The organism is Sphaerothrix gracilis Ecp01 (assembly GCF_030405905.1).
Classification (GTDB): domain Bacteria; phylum Cyanobacteriota; class Cyanobacteriia; order Phormidesmidales; family Phormidesmidaceae; genus Sphaerothrix; species Sphaerothrix gracilis.
The window spans coordinates 132184-151481 of sequence record NZ_JASATW010000008.1 but is presented as its reverse complement, the minus strand read 5'-3'; the positions used below and the strand labels follow the sequence as shown (position 1 = coordinate 151481).

At 49.2% G+C, this 19298-nt stretch carries 18 protein-coding genes; 13 read left to right on the top strand and 5 right to left on the bottom strand.

What is annotated here, in order from left to right; genetic code table 11:
• Positions 1-71: 71 nt before the first annotated feature.
• From QJQ48_RS10930 to QJQ48_RS10920, 3 genes are all read right to left on the bottom strand, one after another.
• Positions 72-422 (bottom strand): DUF1257 domain-containing protein, encoded by a 351-nt coding sequence (locus QJQ48_RS10930; RefSeq protein WP_346291264.1) that lies wholly within the window; start codon positions 420-422, stop codon positions 72-74.
• 155 nt (positions 423-577) lie between these two features.
• Positions 578-2110, bottom strand: a complete 1533-nt coding sequence (gene ycf46, locus QJQ48_RS10925; RefSeq protein WP_346291263.1) for a stress-responsive protein Ycf46 — start codon at positions 2108-2110, stop codon at positions 578-580.
• Positions 2111-2304: 194 nt separating this feature from the next.
• On the bottom strand, positions 2305-2661 hold the full coding sequence (locus QJQ48_RS10920; protein WP_487247697.1) for a slr0373 family blue light stress response protein: 357 nt from the start codon (positions 2659-2661) through the stop codon (positions 2305-2307).
• A gap of 421 nt (positions 2662-3082) precedes the next feature.
• Between QJQ48_RS10920 and QJQ48_RS10915 the strand changes: the two genes are divergently transcribed.
• The 4 genes from QJQ48_RS10915 to QJQ48_RS10900 all read left to right on the top strand — a co-directional run bounded on the left by QJQ48_RS10915 (position 3083) and on the right by QJQ48_RS10900 (position 5794).
• Positions 3083-3556, top strand: a complete 474-nt coding sequence (locus QJQ48_RS10915) for a tetratricopeptide repeat protein (RefSeq protein WP_346291261.1) — start codon at positions 3083-3085, stop codon at positions 3554-3556.
• Positions 3557-3755: 199 nt separating this feature from the next.
• On the top strand, positions 3756-4145 hold the full coding sequence (locus tag QJQ48_RS10910) for an allophanate hydrolase-related protein (protein WP_346291260.1): 390 nt from the start codon (positions 3756-3758) through the stop codon (positions 4143-4145).
• A gap of 56 nt (positions 4146-4201) precedes the next feature.
• On the top strand, positions 4202-4678 hold the full coding sequence (locus QJQ48_RS10905) for a nucleoside deaminase (RefSeq protein ID WP_346291259.1): 477 nt from the start codon (positions 4202-4204) through the stop codon (positions 4676-4678).
• Positions 4679-4771: 93 nt separating this feature from the next.
• Positions 4772-5794, top strand: coding sequence for a formamidase (locus QJQ48_RS10900; RefSeq protein ID WP_346291353.1), 1023 nt, complete (start codon positions 4772-4774; stop codon positions 5792-5794).
• Between the two features lie 7 nt (positions 5795-5801).
• Here the strand turns inward: QJQ48_RS10900 and QJQ48_RS10895 are convergent, their stop codons facing one another.
• A complete protein-coding gene (locus tag QJQ48_RS10895; protein ID WP_346291258.1) occupies positions 5802-6200 on the bottom strand; it encodes an allophanate hydrolase-related protein in 399 nt (132 codons plus the stop codon).
• A 327-nt stretch (positions 6201-6527) separates the two neighbouring features.
• Here QJQ48_RS10895 and QJQ48_RS10890 point away from each other — a divergent pair, with 327 nt between their 5' ends.
• The 3 genes from QJQ48_RS10890 (at position 6528) to QJQ48_RS10880 (ending at position 11359) form a co-directional block, all read left to right on the top strand.
• Positions 6528-7697: an ABC transporter ATP-binding protein gene (locus tag QJQ48_RS10890; protein WP_346291257.1), complete on the top strand. Its 1170-nt coding sequence runs from the start codon at positions 6528-6530 to the stop codon at positions 7695-7697.
• 72 nt (positions 7698-7769) lie between these two features.
• A complete protein-coding gene (locus QJQ48_RS10885; RefSeq protein ID WP_346291256.1) occupies positions 7770-9077 on the top strand; it encodes an ABC transporter substrate-binding protein in 1308 nt (435 codons plus the stop codon).
• A 1313-nt stretch (positions 9078-10390) separates the two neighbouring features.
• A complete protein-coding gene (locus QJQ48_RS10880; RefSeq protein ID WP_346291255.1) occupies positions 10391-11359 on the top strand; it encodes a hypothetical protein in 969 nt (322 codons plus the stop codon).
• Here QJQ48_RS10880 and QJQ48_RS10875 read toward each other — a convergent pair.
• Positions 11356-11766 (bottom strand): hypothetical protein, encoded by a 411-nt coding sequence (locus tag QJQ48_RS10875; RefSeq protein WP_346291254.1) that lies wholly within the window; start codon positions 11764-11766, stop codon positions 11356-11358. The genes QJQ48_RS10880 and QJQ48_RS10875 overlap by 4 nt on opposite strands.
• 91 nt (positions 11767-11857) lie before the next feature.
• On the opposite strand from QJQ48_RS10875, the gene QJQ48_RS10870 reads away from it, so the two are divergent.
• The 6 genes from QJQ48_RS10870 (at position 11858) to QJQ48_RS10845 (ending at position 19201) form a co-directional block, all read left to right on the top strand.
• Positions 11858-13066 (top strand): MFS transporter, encoded by a 1209-nt coding sequence (locus QJQ48_RS10870; protein ID WP_346291253.1) that lies wholly within the window; start codon positions 11858-11860, stop codon positions 13064-13066.
• Positions 13067-13377: 311 nt separating this feature from the next.
• On the top strand, positions 13378-14832 hold the full coding sequence (locus tag QJQ48_RS10865; protein WP_346291252.1) for a class I SAM-dependent DNA methyltransferase: 1455 nt from the start codon (positions 13378-13380) through the stop codon (positions 14830-14832).
• 12 nt (positions 14833-14844) lie between these two features.
• Complete coding sequence (locus QJQ48_RS10860) at positions 14845-15090, top strand: hypothetical protein (protein ID WP_346291251.1); 246 nt, start codon at positions 14845-14847, stop codon at positions 15088-15090.
• Between the two features lie 2 nt (positions 15091-15092).
• The gene (gene vapC / locus QJQ48_RS10855; RefSeq protein ID WP_346291250.1) at positions 15093-15500 is read left to right on the top strand and encodes a type II toxin-antitoxin system tRNA(fMet)-specific endonuclease VapC; all 408 of its coding nucleotides are present in this window, start codon (positions 15093-15095) and stop codon (positions 15498-15500) included.
• A 48-nt stretch (positions 15501-15548) separates the two neighbouring features.
• A complete protein-coding gene (locus tag QJQ48_RS10850; protein ID WP_346291249.1) occupies positions 15549-18281 on the top strand; it encodes an AAA family ATPase in 2733 nt (910 codons plus the stop codon).
• Positions 18281-19201: an HNH endonuclease family protein gene (locus tag QJQ48_RS10845; protein ID WP_346291248.1), complete on the top strand. Its 921-nt coding sequence runs from the start codon at positions 18281-18283 to the stop codon at positions 19199-19201. Before QJQ48_RS10850 ends, QJQ48_RS10845 begins: the two co-directional genes overlap by 1 nt.
• The last annotated feature ends 97 nt before the right edge of the window (positions 19202-19298 follow it).

Sequence of the window (19298 nt, the reverse complement as noted above, 5' to 3'; positions counted from 1 at the left end):
CTATATGAATTCAGCCAAAAAAATGGGCTAGCCAATCGGCTAGCCCCAAAAAAGTCGGGAACGCTTGGAAACTACTGAAGTACCAGCTTGACGTTAGCGTTCTGTAGGCCAGGGCGCTTGACTTCAGCCAGCGTCTTGTTAATGGCGTACTTCTGGTTGATAGAGTTAATTAGCTCGGTCTGGTTGTGCTTCTTAGCAACGCCCCAGAGATCAGCAATCAGGTCATAGGAGCCGTCTGCATTGCAAGACCAGCCCAAATCGTACTCACCTTCGAGAACTGCAACGATGTCAGCGCGAACCCGCTGACCGTTGTAGCCACGAACGTCAGCTTCGGTCTTGACCGTAATGCCGAGATCCCGCAGAGAAGCCTTGAGAATCTCAGACTCAGTGATCTTGGTGCGTAAAGTGCTAAAGTGAGACATTCTGTTTCCTCCTGTAGAGAAATTGAGAGAGACAACGAGGTTTGAGAGTTGATACAAGTCACATCAGCCGTTGGCTAAAAGCTGTAGAACTGAGTGACGCAAACTGCTAGCTGGCGCTAGCCTTTCCTCCTGTTGGGAGCAGGAGAGAAAGCCTGTTAAAACTCCATCCGCTTGTATTCGATTTCGCGTTCTTCCCGTTCGTCGGGTGGAGTTGCAGAGCGAGCCCGCTTGCTGGCCCACTGCCGGAGGGCAGTTACCTGCTCTGCCATAGTCTTCGAAAGCGGCAGCGTCGATTTAATCGCTGCAATAATATCGAGCTGCGTAAACTCACGGTTTTGAGCAAACGCCTCATACATGGCGGCCACAATAGCCTGCTCGATTTCTGCTCCCGAAAAGCCTTTACAAACGCTGCTGAGCTGGTCGAGATCGAAGCGTGAAATATCCCGACGGCGCTTTTGCAGATGAATTCTAAAAATTTCCTTGCGCTCTTCGGTATTGGGCAGATCGACGAAGAAAATTTCGTCAAAGCGCCCTTTGCGCAGGAATTCGCTCGGTAGTCGCTCAACTCGGTTAGCGGTAGCAATGACGAAGACTGGGGAAGTCTTTTCCTGCATCCAGGTCAAGAATGAACCAAATATACGGCTGGAAGTGCCTCCATCCGAGTCAGCTGAACCCGCTCCGCCCGCAAACGCTTTATCAATCTCGTCAATAAACAGTAGGGTAGGAGAGATAGATTCCGCTGTTTTTAGCGCATTACGCAAGTTGGCCTCCGATCGCCCCACCATAGAGCCATCGTAAACCCGGCCCATGTCTAGCCGCAGCAGGGGCAACCCCCAAAGCCGCGCCGTGGTTTTTGCCACTAGCGACTTACCGCAGCCAGGAACCCCTAGAATTAGAAGTCCTTTGGGCTGAGGCAGACCATATTCTCTAGCCCGCTCCGAAAAAGCATTGGAACGCTGCCTGAGCCAGTGCTTGAGAATATCAATGCCGCCAACGGAATCGATAGTCTCATCCTCTTCAATGTATTCTAAAATACCATTGCGGCGAATGAGCTGCTTCTTCTCTGAAAGGACAATATCAACTTCGCCTTCAGTGAGCTTGCCGGTCATGACGCGCGACTTGCGGTAGACCTTCTCCGCTTCATCGCGAGTGAGTCCCAAGGCTGCTTTTAGCAGTTTCTCTCGTACCTCGGTGGATATGCTGGTACTCTTTGCCTGATCTAGCTCCTTGGAAAGTACCTGATTCAGCTCCGACATGCTGGGCAGCGGATAGTCAAGTACAACAATCTCCTTTTCTAGCTCAATGGGGACTTCTTGAACCGGAGACATAAGGATGATGGTTTTCTGAGAACCGCGAAAGCTGCTAATCGCATCGCGCAGGCAGCGGGTCACGGCTGGAGAATCTCGAAAGGGATGCAAATCCTTGAAAACGTAGATGCCGGGTTCGCGCTGCCGCATGACCCACTCCACAGCGGCTTCGGGAGAAACCGTGTTGTTGTGCTGGGTGGCCGTGCGAGGCTGACCGTGCTCCACAATACCGTGGGTCATTGTCCAGGTATAGAACCGTCGCTGAGGCCGCTGCTGTTGCGCCAAGGCTGCGATGGTTTGCTCAGCTCGCTCTTCTTCAAATGTGACTAAATAAATTAGAGGATACTGGGCCTTTACTAGAACACTAAGTTCTTCTCTCATAACCATCGCCCCTAGAGACAATACCAACTAATTGAAAACCTAGCTGAGAATTTTGGAAAAATCTGATACGTAAGTAGCAGTTACGCCTAGACTACGAATAAATTTGATTAACTCTCAGACTAGATACGAAATATTTCGACCTTCAGTGAAACCTTAGCCGCCCAATGGGTCAACGCTTACCTGATCTGCCGTCTTCAGCAGGGAACAAGCTCGCCACCGTCAGGAGAATGAGAACTGGGAGAACTCGATACTAAACCCTGCACTGCCTCAGATAGTCCTTCATCCTCGACGGCAGGCTGACTGGCAAGTGAAACTAAGTCCCCGTCACGCACTACAACTGAGGTGGTGCACTGCGGACAACTGTAAACCTGATGACTGTGACCATCAAGGCCGTCCGAAATGTTATCGACTACTTCAGAATGGGCGAGGTAAAAATCAAGGGCCCGCTCAGCTATAGCAGACATCGCCTCTCCATCAAGGGCAGACCGAACCCTTAATTGACGATGCAGGTCTGGAGAAATATAGAGTGTGACCTTTTGCTTATCTGACATATTGCTCTTAAATAAGGAGTCCCCGGGTATGAATGACACAATAGCGGCTTTTTTTAGATGCTGTCAAGACGGCAAAGCGTTTTGACGTCAACAATGAAACATTGCTTTACATGGCCGTCTAAATTGCGGGGCAAATGGTAGCGGTACTAGAAATGACCTCTAGCTAGAGAAATAGTTAAGGGAAAAGCTTTCTCCTTAACCAAATGATTAACTTATGCAAAGGATTGAGTTGACCAATAAGAGGATCGCTATTCTGGATGAGGTGAGGCAATAGCTTTAGCGATCGCTAAAGAATGTTAAGTCCTTAACTATTAGGGTTCATCAGCGGGCAGTCTCTTTAGTAAGAGCTGTCTCGTCAGCGATTTGTGCGTTTAGAAAAACCGGGTGTTTGCTCCCGATGCCCCAAAAATTTTTAAAGCAATTGTCTACAACTTCTTCAGTTTCCCAGCAATTTCAGCAAAAATTTCTCGCCTGCGATCGCAGCGTCTCTAATCCGCTTTATTCTTCTGTTCAAGCTTTGTTAGCGCTACAGCAGTACCAGGCTGCTTTTAACACGGCAGAGGCACTTCTGAGTGAAGGAGCCGATGATGAGGAGATCTGGTATCTGCGCGGTGATGCGCTGGCAAATCTGGGCCAATATCACGAGGCGATCGCCAGTTTTCAGCGAGCCTTGGCTTTCAGCGCCAGCGTTTCAGAAGCCAGCGTTTCAGAAGCCGTCTGCTGGCTACACTTAGATCAACCTGGCTCAGCCCTGGCCGCTTGCGATCGGGCTTTGAAAACTGCCCCTAAGCAAGCCCAAGCCTGGCTGTTCAAAGGGGTGGCGCTGCACCGGCTAGGCCAGATAAATGAAGCCTATCGCTGCTACAACCAAGCTCTTAAGTACCAGACCGCTTAGCTACAGCTGGGGTTTGACCCAGGATCTGCGCTGCGGTATTGCCTAAAGCAGTCCCGCAGCCTGCCCCAAACCCGGTATGCTGCAAAAGATGAGTACTGCTGAGAGGTCGTGGTTGCGGTGACTGTAAAGTCAATCGCTACCGAAGCTGCCTATTGGCTTAATTCTGGTGTGTTTTTTCTGGCGCGATCGCCCCAAGCTAATGTCCCTTCGACTCAATTTGGCTGTCAACGGCACCCTGATGCGCGGTTTAGCGCTGAATAAAAATCTGCTTGCTGTTGATGCTGAGTTTGTACGGGAAGCGAAAACAGAAGCGGTCTATCGGTTGTGGTCAATCGCAGATCAGTATCCGGCGATGCAGCGAGTGGCAGCAGGCGGCGTGGCGATCGCGGTGGAGGTGTGGGCTGTTCCCCCAGCCGGGTTGGGTCAAATTTTGCTGCAGGAGCCGCCGGGGCTGGCGATTGGTAAGGTCAAGCTGGCAGATGGCGAGATCGTGCTTGGAGTGATCGGAGAAGCGATCGCCTGTGCTGGACACCTAGAAATCACTCAGTTTGGCGGCTGGCGGGCCTATATAGACTCGCTGCCAACCTGAGCGCTTGGTTCTGAGCAACTATCCGCGTAAGCTGGAAAAAATTCTCAGGTGTGACCATGCCTCAACCCAATCCAGAGTTTATGCAGGCGGCGATCGCCCTCTCGCTGGAAAGTATTCGCCACGGTGACGGTGGCCCTTATGGGGCCGTGGTGGTGAAAGAGGGGAAAATCATCGGGCGCGGCATGAATCAGGTGGCGCCGCTAAAAGATCCCACGGCCCACGCCGAAATGCTGGCGATTCGGCAAGCCTGTGAGCAGCTACAGCACTGGCAGCTTCAAGGCTGTGAGCTGTATACGAGCTGTGAACCTTGCCCAATGTGCATGGCGACAATCTACTGGGCCAAGCTCGACCGGGTTTACTATGCCAACTCCAAAGAAGATGCCAGCAACTATGGCTTCAACAGCGGCACGATTTATGAGCAGATAGCGCTGCCGATTTCTGAGCGATCGCTGCCGATGAGTCAGCTAATGCAGGACAAAGCCGTGGCTGCATTTAAAGAATGGGCTAACAAGACTGATAAGCTCACCTATTAGCGCTTTTTGGCGATCGCTACCGCATAGCAGATAACAGAATTGTGGCTGCAGACATGGTTTGCTGAAGCCGTTGATTTTTATGAGGCAGTGGCTATGAGCGGTTTGGGCGGTCTGAATAAAACGCCAAATGGGGTAGTGCTCGGCATGGTGCAGCTCCAGCTACCCAACGTAGTCACGCCTGAGCATCTCGCGGCTCAGACCCAGCGTATTTGCGATATGGTCGCTAAGGCCCGCCGCAACATGCCGACGATGGATCTGGTGGTGTTTCCAGAGTATGCGCTGCACGGCCTTTCAATGGATACCAATCCCGACATCATGTGTCGCTTAGATGGGCCGGAGGTCACAGCCTTTCGCCAAGCCTGCCGCGATCATCAAATCTGGGGCTGCTTCTCCATCATGGAATACAACCCCCACGGCAATCCTTACAATAGCGGCCTGATTATTGACGACCAGGGAGAGCTGAAGCTGTATTACCGGAAGCTACACCCGTGGGTGCCCGTCGAACCTTGGGAACCCGGTAATTTAGGCATTCCTGTCTGTGAAGGGCCCAACGGCAGCACCCTAGCCCTGATTATTTGTCACGACGGTATGTTCCCAGAAATGGCGCGAGAATGTGCTTATAAGGGAGCGGAAATCATGATTCGCACAGCGGGCTACACGGCTCCCATTCGCCACTCCTGGCAGATCACCAACCAGGCTAATGCTTTCTGCAACCTGATCGCGACGGCCTCTGTCTGCATGTGCGGCACGGACGGCACTTTTGACTCGATGGGCGAGGGCATGATTGTTAACTTTGACGGCACGCCTCTGGCAACGGGCAGCCATCGCCCAGACGAAATCATTACCGCCGAGGTGCGCCCCGACTTGGTACGCGAAGCCCGCCAGCACTGGAGCGTGGAAAACAATATTTACCAGTTTGGTCACCGGGGGTACGTGGCGGTCAAAGGTGGTGCCCAAGACTGCCCCTATACCTATATGAAGGACTTGGTCAACGGCAGCTATCGTTTGCCCTGGGAAGATCAGGTAGTCTATACCGATGGAACCTCTTGCGGCTTCCCGGCTCCAACCCGCGAGTATCAGGGGGAAGAACTCCCCTCTGAACCTGCCAAAGTCTAGGTAGAACCTATCCTGCTGCCGCTTTGTAGGCCGCCCAGCCGCCGTGGTGAGAAATATCGGGCCAGTTGTTTTCCTCGATTAGCGTTTGGGGATAGAGAAAGGCGATCGCGCTGTCGCCGTCTGCTAGCTCGATTGCTTCGGGATACATGTGAGGCGGCTCATTGTCCTTTAAATACTCGTACTGCTCAGCCGTCATCTCGTAGAGTTCGCCAGGAATGGCAATACCGTTGGCCTCGGTGGCATAGATGCCGGGGTGCCAGCCGTTGCCGACCGAGTGTAGGCGATATTTAGCAGCGGTTTTGGCCGGACGGACAAAAGTAGCAGACTGGAGATTTTGGTGGTCGGGCTGGCCGCGCAGGGCAGAACCGCAGATGAATACGAGCTTGGAATCGTCAGAACGGGTCATATCTAGATAAAGCGGGGGCGAATGGATGAGTGGCTAGTTGAGCTAGCTTTTGGACAATTCACCCTACTGTACTGGGAGAGATTGAAAATCGCATCTAGATGTAAAGAATCCTCAGTTCGCATCAGCTCGAAAAGTATAGAGAGATACAGTAACCTCTAGTTCAAGACTTTATGAATGAACAGAACCAGTTATCCAGGGGCGACAGCCGGGGATCTCGCGATTAGTTGAAACCTCGTCAAGTATGTGAGTCCTAACTCGTGTTCAATCTTTGCAGTGCCTGTTTGCCATAGAGGTTTGATGAGTGGGGCGATCGCTAGGAGCCAATCTATGCAAGAGACTAAATCAATCTCGGCCCCGGTCGCTGATTCAGAACCGGGCCTACCTGCTGTCCAGGCCAAGGGAGTGACGCTACAGTCTGTGACTAAGCGCTACGGCCCGGTGACTGCCGTAGAGAATCTGACCCTACACATTCCAGCTGGATCTTACTGCTGCCTGCTGGGACCCAGCGGCTGCGGTAAGACAACGACCATGCGCATGATTGCCGGTCACGAGGAAATCACTCAGGGGGATATTTTCATTGGGGAGACTCGCATCAATGACCTGCCACCGGCCAAGCGCAACACGGCCATGATGTTTCAGAATTATGCTCTGTTTCCTCATAAAACCGTTTGGCAAAATGTGGACTTTGGCCTGAAGATGCGGGGTCTGTCAAAAGCTGAGCGGCAGCCGCGCGTGCAGGAAATGCTGGAAACTGTGGGGCTGAGTCAGTTTAGCGATCGCAATCCGCATATGCTGAGCGGCGGCCAGCAGCAGCGGGTGGCTTTGGCGCGGGCTTTGGTGACGCGGCCCCAGGTCTTGCTGCTAGATGAGCCGCTGAGTGCTTTGGACGAGTCGCTGCGGGTGAAAACGCGGGGAGAGCTGCGCAAGCTACAGCGGCAGTTTGGTATGACCTTTATTCAGGTCACCCACAATCAGGATGAAGCTTATGCCCTAGCCGATCAGATCGTGGTGATGGATCACGGTCGTATTGATCAGGTGGGAACGCCTCAGGAAATTTTTGCTAAGCCCATTTCTCAGTTTGTGGCCTACTTTACCGGGGATAACAATATTTTTCAGGGAGAGGTCAGCCGGGTGGTCAAAGATACCCAGGGCTACCTGATTCAGCTAGCGGTGGAGGGCTTAGGAAAACTGCTGTGTCGCGGCGACTTTGCCCAGACGGGCACGCAGGCGGCCTGCTGCATTCGGGCGGATCATCTGCAACTGCGATCGCTGCCGCTAACCTCAGAGCCGATGCCTGCTACCAATCGCCTCACGGCTAAAATTACCGCCATTGAGTTTACCGGCTACATTACCCGCGTCTCCCTGATTGTGGAGAAAACCGGGGCCGAAATGTTGTACAAATCTCGCACTACTGACCTAATTGAGACACCGCTAGCCGAGGGGCAGGTTGTCTCAGTTGAATGGTCGGCTGAAGACTGCGTTTTCCTAGCTCACTAGCTGTTTGCCCCAGCTATCATCAGGTTTGCTGTTCCTACTGTTCACTTACTCGTTCCCGATTTATTCAGCTCTATGACTAAAATCTCGCGTCGGCAAATGCTCCGGACTGGCCTCGCTGCGGGGGCTTTTATCACAGCCACTCGCTGTAGTTCGGCTCCCAAAGGTACGCCTAATAACCCAGCCCCAGGACCTCAGGTGAATGCCAACAAAATCCAGGATGTCACCCTGCGACTCATTGGCACAGGCGTCTCGCAGATTAACGAGATCCGCGATCGCGCTCAGGAAGAATTGGGATTCAAGCTGGAAATGCGGGCGCTGAGTACCGAAGAGAACAATCAAATCGCCATTACTCAGCCCAAGCAGTATGACATCTTTGACGGTGAATATTTCAGCTTGCCGCTAGTCGTTCCCTCCGGTAACCTACAGCCTGTCGAAGTGAGCAGAATCAGAGATTTTGACAAGATTGTCAGCTTCTTCACCACGGGTAAATTTGATGGTATGCCAGTTGAAAACTCCCAGGGAACGGCTCCCTACAAGGTGATGTACCTCACCGGCCCAGATTCCACTGAGTTTTCAGCGACGCCGACGGAGTACGTGACGCTGATTCCCTTCCAGTACAACGCCGATACCCTAGGCTATCGTCCCGACTTAGTCACGCGCCCGATTGAGAGTTGGGGGGAGCTGTTTGACGAGGAGTTTAAGGGCAAGACCTCGATTTTGGATATTCCCTCCATCGGCATTATGGATGCGGCTATGGTAGCGGAAGCCAGGGGGCTAATGTCCTTTGCCGACAAGGGCAATATGACCCAGGCGGAAATCGATCAGATTACTGACATTCTGAAGCAGCAAAAGGCAGCGGGTCAGTTCAGAGCTTTCTGGAAGACTTTTGATGAGTCTGTCAACCTCATGACCTCCGGTGAAGTGGTGTTGCAGTCGATGTGGTCGCCTGCGGTGACTGCCGTCAAGTCTCAGGGCATCGAGTGTATCTATGCGCCACTGAAAGAAGGCTATCGCGGCTGGGGTGGAGGCGTGGGCCTGTCTCGCAATCTTTCCGGCATTGAGCTGGATGCCGCCTACGAATATCTCAACTGGATGCTAGAAGGCTGGGTAGGAGCCTTCCTGGGACGGCAGGGCTACTACAGTGCTGCGCCCGAAAACTCCAAGAAATACATGTCGGAGGCGGAATGGGCTTTCTGGTATGAAGGCAAGCCTGCGGCTGAAGATATGGTTGATCCCTTCGGTAAAACCCTGGAGAAAGAAGGAGCAATCCGCGACGGTGGCTCGTTCGATGAACGCTTCGGCAATATTGTCGTCTGGAACTCAACGATGGATGAGCAGGTCTACCTCGTCCAAAAATGGAATGAGTTTATTGCTTCTTAGCGGCGATCGCAGAATGTCTGACTGGTTCCGTTCAGGGAAAATTTCCTAGTAGCGGAACCAATTGGGTTATTATTCGTCGCTATTCAAAGTTATTTGTGTATCAGCACGTTCATCTACTGGACTGACACGTTTAAAACAGCAAAATTTTCAAAGGGCTGAAACTCTTGTATTCGGTGCGTTACGCTAGGGCTTTTCTTTTATGCCCTTCGGGCTATACAACACCCTACTTAATGCCTTATTTTCGCTGTGTTGTGACAGTACGCCTGTAGCTTGACTAGGATACGCTCAAACTGGACTAGGTATTACTGGCTGCAACTACTGGAGCAACCCGTTCGCCCATTACAGCTTTTATGGGTATGGAAAGCTGCTGTTCTGTCGGGTTTTTAACCAGAACGCTTAGCTTTTTATGACCTCTGCAGATGCTCAGACCTTAGCTGCAGCGGGCATACTTGACTAAAGCAATAGTATTTATCTCTGTGAAACGCTAAACCTATCAGTCGCAATGAGATTAAAGCAAGGCGATTGCCGTATACATAACTGTAGAGGGCTATTGGATGTATTCATAAGACGCCATTGCACTGGATTTTCATGTATTCGCGATCGCTAGGATTCTAAAAATCAATACAGTTTTCTCTAATTAACCGTTATTCTCAATGAGAAAAACTTGGCTTCAAGCAATACAGAAAAGCTGGAGTTTAAAGCTTCGCGACTTTTTGCCTATCGCAGTTTTTCTAATTTTAGGAGGGTTCGGTATATTTCATCACGAAATGTGGCGCGATGAAATACAGGCTTGGCTACTGGTGCGTGACAGCTCCTCTCTCACTGATTTTTACGAAAACTTCAAATACGAAGGCCATCCAATTCTATGGTATTTCTGCTTATTTTTAATTAAAAGTTTTACTAAGAGCTTAGCCGCTATTCAAATCTTCAACTGGCTAATTGTAACTGGAATTGTTTACCTGTTTGTTAAATACTCCCCTTTTACAAAACTGCAAAAGCTTCTATTTTGTTTTAGCTATTATCCTCTTTATGAATATGGTTTGATTGCTCGCAATTATGCAATGGGCATCTTGTTTTTGTTTTTATTCTGTATCCTGTATCAGTTTCGCAATTATCAAATACTATCGCTTTCGGTCTGTTTAGCTTTTTTAGCCAATTCGAGCACATTTGCTTTTATCCTGAGCGTTGTCTTTGGCCTACTGGTCGCGTTTGATTTAATCAGCAGTTATGGGCTTAAGCCTCTATTTGATAAACATAGGTGGCAGCTTCCTATCAGCGGATTTATTATCCTTAGCGGCTGGGTATTAGCTGGAGTGCCTATCTTTTGGTCAGCCCTGCAAGCTTGGTCAGGAATCGGTGATGTGGTTGAGCGAGGAACCGCTTTCTCCGGCGTTAGCACCATCAATCAGGCCAATGATTCAGGACCCGCTTGGCTAAAGATAGGTCGCGATCTATCGCGAACCTGGAATTACATTTGGGAAAGCTATGTTCCTATACCCAACATTAAAGTTGATTTTTGGAACAGCAATATTTTTGACTCAATCAGCGTTTTTTTTAGGACTTGGGGTATAGAAAACTGGCAGATTGGGGGATTTGTGACCCTCATTGCCTCTACAATTTTGTTTTTTCTGTGTCTTAGATTATTCATTGCCAAACGCCTTATACTCGCTGCCTATTGCTTGGGCAGCTTCGCAATTGCTTTTCTCTGTTTTTTATATCCCTCGCAGCTCAGGCATTATGGGCATCTGTTCTTTTTATTTCTAGGCTGCGTTTGGATTTCTAAGTATGCTATTTCTCAAACTCCGCTGCTAGGTATCAGCGGGCTGAGTCAGACCCTCGAGAAAAACTTTATCACTAGCCTTCTGATCGCCCAGGCGATCGCAGGTGTCTTTGCCTATACGGTTGACATTATCTATCCGTTTTCTACTAGCCGCGACGTGGCGGAATTTATCCAAGCCCAGGGGCTGTCGTCCCTACCCGTTGTTGGCTACGAAAAGCGACCGACGACTACGCTATCTGGTTACTTAAACAAACCGCTTTACAATCCAGGCAGCGATCAGTTTGAATCGTTTTGGACAACTCGCAGTCCTGAAGTTGAAACAGAAGATATTCTAATGGATGCGATTCGCTTGGCCCAGCAGCAAAATTCTGCAGTGCTGATAGTTGTCACTGAAGCGATTGATACGTCGGCTTTTCCGACTGTTCATAAACTAAAAAGCTTTAATGGCCCTCGCATTGTTCGCAGTGAAGGGTTTCATCTGTATCAGGTAGAGGCTCCTTAGCGGACCCAAGAGTTTTTGCTCAATAAAAGGGCAAAAATCAACAGCAGTAGGGCTTCTGTCCCCAGCAGGCTGTTCAAAGTTTGGGCATCCTCTGGCTTGAGTACAAACTGCGATCGCCATAGCGTATAGGGCACAAACTGTAGCAGCAGAATACCACCAAAAACTAGCCAGACTGACCAAGCTAACCCCTGCCACAGCCCGACTGCCGCTACGACGTTGAAAATCAGCAATAGACTGTCTAAGATCCGCCATAGTAGGGGTGTTGACAGCCAGGGAGTGCCCGTCAGCCCCAACATGTTGCCGATATGAACAGCCGCGCCGTAGAGCAGGGCGATCGCGATGATCTTGGCATAGAGAGCTGTCCAGAAATGCTGTAGAGCTGCTTCAAGGGCGTTGTTGATAGACATATTTTTAGCGCCTCCAGCAGATGTAACTAGCTGAATTGATCTTTTGCCCTAAGCTTAGCTAGAAGACTGAGAAGATTTAGGGAAATCCATCATGGCTACGTCTCAAACTGCCGATAACTGGATTCTCAAAGTGACGTTACTGCTTGCCAGCACCCTGACGGTGATGTCTGGAGCAACGATTGCTCCTTCACTGCCAGCCATGCAGGCTCACTTCAGTGATGTTGCTAACGCGGAGTTTTGGGTCAGGTTGGTGCTGACAGTGCCAGCTTTGTTTATTGTCATGGGTTCTCCTGTGGCGGGGCAACTGGTAGATAGTGTTGGGCGCAAGCCGCTGCTGATTGGCTCGGCAGTTCTCTATGGTATGGCGGGCGCGTCGGGGCTTGGCTTAAATTCGCTGTTTGCCATTTTGGCGGGGCGGGCGCTGCTGGGCTTGGCAGTGGCGGGGGTGATGGTGAGCGCCACAACGCTGATTGCCGACTATTTCAGCGGCGATCAGCGAGCTAACTTCATGGGATTGCAGGCGGCGTTTATGGGGTTTGGCGGCGTGCTGTTTCTGACGGTGGGCGGCTTTGTGGCAGATTTGAACTGGCGCTTACCATTTTTAATCTATCTGTTTGCCTGGCTGCTGCTGCCGACAATGGGGCTGACGCTGTATGAGCCGCAGCGCGATCGCCTGGGTGCGCAGGGAACGGGCGATCGCGCCAGTGTCTCGCAACTGCCTGTCAAGCTGCTAGTTTTAATCTACGGCTCGGCGCTGCTGATGCAGATTATCTTTTATCTAATTCCGGTGCAGATGCCGTTTTACCTGCAGCAGCTTACGGGGGCAAATGCCAGTCGCAGCGGCTTGGCGATCGCGTTTTCAACCTTGTTCAGCGCGCTAGCTTCGATGAACTATGGCCGGATCAAGCGGCAGTTTAGCCATATCAGCATTCTGGCGATCGCCTTGGGGCTGATGGGCTTAGGCTATATGGGGATTGGTTTGGTGAGTAATTATTGGCTGATCTTGCTAGTGCTGATTCCAGCGGGGTGCGGTCTGGGTCTGCTGATGCCGAATCTGAGCGTATGGACGGCGACGGAGGTGGCCGATAGCCTGCGCGGGCGGGCGCTGGGGGGCTTGACGACGTTTTTCTTTTTGGGACAGTTTTTGTCGCCAATTGTGAGTCAGCCGGTGAGTCAGGCGGTGGGACTGACAGCGACCTATGGATTGGCGGGAGTAGTTTTGGCGGTGCTGAGCGCGATTATTTGGACTTCGCGGCAGCGGATTTGCCGTTTGGTGCAAAGCGCGGCAGGGCAGGCATGAGTGGGAAAGTACCTGTCCACCCTTCGGCTTACACCAGATAAAGCAGCTCAGCTTCGAGTCGTGCGGCTAATTGTTCGGGTCGCTGCAGCAGCAATCTGCATTAGATAGGAAATGACCGCATTTGGGCGATCGCGTTAACAATGATGTGACTTAACAGACTTTGGCGATGTAGTCGTCGATCAAGCAGCTTACGAAAAATACTTACAAGTAAAAAGATTTGAGAAACTCAGCTCTTCGTATCGAGTCAGGTCTTTGATAAATGCTTGTGACGAGGCGAAAGTAAAGCCATGCAGCGGTAAAATGTCAGGGCTATGAACAATACAACCCATGACATTGTTGCTAAACTCTGGAATCTTTGCAACATCCTCAAGGATGGGGCAATCGTTTATCACCAATACGTAACTGAGCTGACGTATCTCCTTTTCTTGAAGATGGCGAAGGAGACTGAGATCGATCATCAGCTTCCAAAGGGATACCGATGGGATGATTTGGAGGCTTACGACGGCACTGAACAGCTTGGATTTTACAACAAACTTCTAGCGCATCTGGGCAGCGAAGGCTCCGCGATTGTTAAGGAGATTTTTGCTGACGCTAGCACTAACATCAAAAAGGCCAACACCCTTAACACCCTCGTTACTGAAATCGATAAACTCGACTGGTACAACGCCAAGCAAGAAGGCATGGGTGATATCTATGAGGGACTGCTAGAGAAAAACGCAAATGAGTCTAAGGCAGGAGCCGGACAGTATTTCACGCCACGGGCACTAATCGACAGCATGGTACACGTGATGCGCCCAACTTTGAAGGATGTGATTCAAGATCCGGCGGCAGGCACGGCAGGCTTCCTAATTGCAGCGAATCGCTATATTCGCAAGCACGAAAATCCTGCTAGATGGACGCCAGCACAGAAAAAGAAGTATGAAACTAATACCTTCTATGGCATGGAATTTGTACCCGATACGTTTCGTATGGGATGCATGAATCTAATGCTGCACGGCATCGAGTCTGATCCGGCGAAGGCGGGTATGCGTTGCGGAGATACGCTGTCACCTGAAGGGCAAGCCTTGCCGCCAGCATCGCTGATTCTGACAAATCCGCCTTTCGGCAGTAAGAAGGGGGGCGGAATCCCGGACCGTCCAGATTTTGAGTTTCCGACCAGCAACAAGCAGTTGTGCTTTTTGCAGCACATTTACCTTGGGCTGAAGCCAGGAGGACGGGCAGCCGCCATTTTTCCGGATAATGTGCTGTTTGAAAGTAATGTGGGGCGTCAGATCCGTCAAGATTTGATGGACAAATGCAACCTCCACACGATTTTGCGTTTACCGTCAGGTATTTTTTACGCTCAGGGAGTGAAAACCAATGTGCTGTTCTTTACTCGTGGCAAAAAGGTGACTGGTAATACGAAAGAAGTTTGGGTGTATGACTTACGCACCCATGCCCCTCAGTTTGGTAAGCGAACCTCTCTTACCCGTGATTATTTTGAGCCGTTTGAAGGAGCGTTTGGTGATAATCCGCTGGGGAGTGCGGCCAGTCTTGCCAAGCGTAAAGATGAAGGGGAAAGTGGAAAATTTCGCAGGTTTTCGCGAGAGTGGATTGCTGAGCAGGGCGATAACTTAGATATCACCTGGCTAAATGGCGATCGCGAAGAGGAAGAGGAAGAGCTGCCCGATCCCGCAACTCTGGCGAAAGAAGCTATCACTGAGTTAGAGGCTGCTTTGGCGGAATTGCACGGCATCTTGAAAGAACTGGGTGAGGAAGTCGATTAGGAGGTAATAGCCATGATGGAAAGCATTAAGGTACGCCAACGAACTGGTCAAGATGGCGTCTTGCATCTGGATATTCCGGTCGGGTTAGCTGACCGAGATGTAGAGGTTATGGTGATTTACCAAGCTGTTCAATTGGATACTCTTACCGAGTTGTCCCTGGCAGATCTCTACGGCATTTGTGCAGATGATCCGATCAGGATTGATGAGTCGGGCGTGGCGGATGCGCTAGACGAAGACTTGGCAGGAGCGTTTGAGTAAGCATGCGCTATCTGCTGGATACCAATGTCTGTGTGGTGTATCTGAATGGTCGCTCATCATTGGTGCGCGATCGCTTGCTGGCTACGCCTACTGAGGAGATTGCGGTTTGCTCGGTCGTGAAGGCTGAACTATTTTATGGTGCGTTTCGGAGCAACAACCCAAAACGGACGCTGGAGCGACAGCAGGCATTCCTATCTTGTTTTGTCTCGTTGTCGTTTCAGGATGAGGCAGCTTTGTTGGCAGGTGAGATTAGGGCAAAGCTGGCCAGTGCAGGAACTCCGATTGGGTTTTATGATTTGCAGATTGCCGCGATCGCTGTGGTAAACAATCTGACTTTAGTGACTCACAATACGCGAGAGTTTGAGCGTGTTGATGGGTTACAGCTTGAAGATTGGGAGGCTGCAATTTGAGTAATCTTCCAGAAAATTGGGTCAGAACTACTTTCGGAAGTATCTGCGATGGTGGTCAATATGGGTGGACGACTAGAGCTTCAGATCAGGGCTCTGTTAAATTTCTACGCACTACTGATATTACTAAAGGTGAAATTGATTGGTCATCGGTACCATACTGCCAAGAAAATCCGGTTGATATACTTAAAGACAGGCCCATTTGGAAGTTCACTTCACAAGTCTGATTACATTGAAAACGGTGTGCCAGTAATTAATCCTATGCATATTAATTCTGGGCGCATCGTACCAACTAATGAGATGACCGTTTCTGAGGAAAAAGCTGACGCACTTCGTGAATATATTTTACAAAAAGGGGATATAGTTTTTGCGCGACGGGGAGTAATGGGGCGTTGTGCTGTAGTTAGAGAAGAAGAACAAGGGTGGCTTTGTGGCAGCGGTTCAATGATCATCCGCGTAAATAATCGTATTTTGCCAGATTATTTGCAAATAGTTTTATCAAGCCCGGACATCGTAAATGCTTTGGAAGCAAATGCAGTTGGCTCGACGATGACCAACTTAAATCAAAAAATACTTCTAAACCTAATAATACCAATCCCGAATATACCTATACAGCGGGCAATAGTTAATCAATCTAATACTCTGCTGGCTCATACTAACTCCCTGGGAAATCAACTCCAAAGTACTCTCGCTAAAGTGGAGAGACTAATATCTTCAACGCTCAAAAAAGCTTTTCTTGGACAACTTTGTTCCCAAAATATTGGAGATGAGCCAGCGGCTGTTCTTCTTAAAAAAATTAAAGCTCAAAGAGTTCAGCTAGAAGCTGAGCGTAAAGCACAGCGTACGATTCGACGTTCAGTCAAAAAGACAAATAGAGTCTCTATGGCAACTCCCACAGATTATCTTGAAAGCCTCTCATCTACTTTCGTAAAATCAGGAGAAATAGACATCCGTAAGCTATTCGATCAAGCGGGTTTTAGACCGGAAGAAGTTATAGAGTTCTATGAGGCTTTGCGAGTTTCCCCTGAAGTTCGCAGTGCCTTTGAAGAAGTGCGGCAGGCCCTACCATCGCAAGAAGAACAGCTAGAAATCCAAATAACAGACGAGACAGCATCAGAGAACGGTAGATTTCGCCTAATCTATCTTTGGCTGGAAGAATTCAAAAACCTCGTTGACTACACAGTCCGTTTTGATGATTCACATAGCATAGACATCGTGTTGGGTTGGAACGGTACGGGTAAATCTAATCTGTTTGAATCTTTAGTCGTAATCTTTCGAGACTTGCATGATTGGTCAAATGGTAAAACATGGGATAAGAACTCAATTAAAGGTTTTTGTCTGCGTTATGAAATTAGGGAGCAGATAGTAGAAATCACATGGCATCCTGAAGAAATGCGAAGTCCACTCCTAAAGGTTGGCACTTTTCAGGAAGGTTTAGAAGAAATCAAAGAATTCAAAAAGATAGCTAAAAGTAAACTGCCTCTGCCAAGATTTGTTTTTGGCTACTATTCAGGCCCAACTAATCGTCTAGCGGGGCACTTCTTGCCTATGAATCAAAGGCACTATAATAGGCTGAGAGATGCGACCTCTGACGATCCAAAAACGCTTTCTAATTTGCTAGAAGAGAGAAAGTTCTTTTGTGCGGAGAATCATCATGCTAAGTATGTTTTGTTAGCGTTTTTCCATAAAGAAGACCCTGCTATCAGCGAGTTCCTCGAAAAGCGATTGCGAATTGTTGGTTTTGAGTCAGCACTGTTTGTGATTCGCAAGCCCCGCTGGGCAAAGTCAGGAGCTAAAGCAGACGACTTTTGGGGTGCTAGAGGTGTGATGCGAAGAGTCCTGGAACGGCTTCGACGGTTTTCGATCGCTCCAATGGTAGTCGCTCAAAATGTAAGGGAAGGATACAGTTCTCAGAACGAAGACCATTATTACTTCTTTCTACCTGACCTTCGGAGCTTGCACGCCTTTGCAGCAGAATATCAAGATGCACGCACATTCTTTCTGGCCCTTGAAAGCATAGATTTTTCAGAGTTGATTTATGACCTAAAGATTCAGGTCAAGGTACAAGCTACCAAAACAGAACAAGTAGCTATTACATTCCATGAGCTAAGCGAGGGCGAACAGCAGTTGCTGATGGTACTAGGATTAATGCGGTTTACCAAATCACATCAGTCTTTAATTTTATTAGATGAACCTGATACACATCTCAATCCACATTGGAGCGTGGATTACTTGAAGTTGCTGTCCAGCGTCATGAGCGAAGTTCCTGGCGATGAGTCAGAGGAGCAAAAAACAAGCCAAATTCTCATGTCAACACACGACCCGCTTGTGATTGCGAGTCTATTAAAGGAACAAATCCATCTCTTAAAGCGCGATTGGCAAACTGATGCATGCATATGGGAGCAACCCACCGTCAATCCTCGTGGATTAGGCTTCACAGGCATCTTAACAAGTGAGATGTTTGGGATGCGGAGCGACTTAGATGAAGAAACGCTGACTGATTTAGACAATAAGGTTCGTTTAGTTGCTCAAGAGGGTTCACTAACTCCGGAAGAGGCCGAGGAACTTGAAGAGATCAACAAGAGATTGGAACATGCTGGATTTGAGAAGGCATTTAGCGATCCCTACTATGCTGCCTTCGTTCGGGCTTGGGGGCAAAGATACAAAGACTTGATGGCTGGTACTCGCTTCATCAATTCTGAGCAGAAAGAAGAAATTGATCGTATATCACGTGAAGTTCTTGAGGAAGTATTAGCCGAGTTACAGGCAGAGGCGACTAACTGATGCGCTGGGTTGATATCGATAGGCTAGAAATTCCAGATCACTGGGAAGAGACAGCAGAAGCTGCACTTAATGACTTGCGGAATGAAATCGAACAAGCAGAGCAACAAGCTTTAGCTGACGGCAAAGATGCCCAAGGCGTAAAAAAAGCGCGAAAGGATGCAATCACCGATGGCTTAAAGAAGTCGTCTCGCCCTGATATTTGGAGAAGGTTAGCCCCTCACTTATCAGCTCTTTCAAATGGGAAATGCTGGTATTCTGAAAGCTTGAATCCAGGTTCGGATAAAGATATTGATCATTTTCGTCCAAAAAATCGCGTTGACGAAGATCCCAATCATGAGGGTTACTGGTGGTTAGCTTTTCACTGGAAAAACTATCGTTATTCCTGTCAGTGGTGTAATCAGCGCCGAGTAAATACACCTGGCGGTACTAAAGGAGGAAAGTCTTATCGGTTTCCCGTCTCTGGAAGTTTCAGAGCTAGCCAAGAAACCGATGATTGGGAACTAGAGGATATAGATTTACTCGATCCAACCGATCCCGGTGATTGGAAACTTCTAACATTTCGACCTAATGGTGAACCTGTCCCTGCATCAAACCCAGAAACCAGAGAATATCAAAGAGCCCAAGTATCCATTGAGGTTTACCATCTCCATTCTCAGGAACTAGTCCGAGATCGTAAGAATAAAGCTTCAGAAGTCAGGAGATTAGTAGAAGAGCTTGATACTTATTTTTCTAAAATCACAGATCCTGAGTTTAGAAGAATCTACAAAAATCGGCAAAAGGATCTACTCAGGTTGATTGACAAAGGTTCTGAGTATTCTGCAGCAGCATTGGCATATGCAAGATTCTGTGTTTATAAGAAGGGACAAGGAGATCAAGTTAAGAGAGAATGGCTAGAGACAATGCTAAATTCAAACACTTGAGTTGTAATAGTTAAGACTTTGATCAGCCCCTGCCTGAAACTTTTGGCTAAGTAAAGATAAGTAAAGAGCACCCTGGTAGCTGATAATACACGATCTT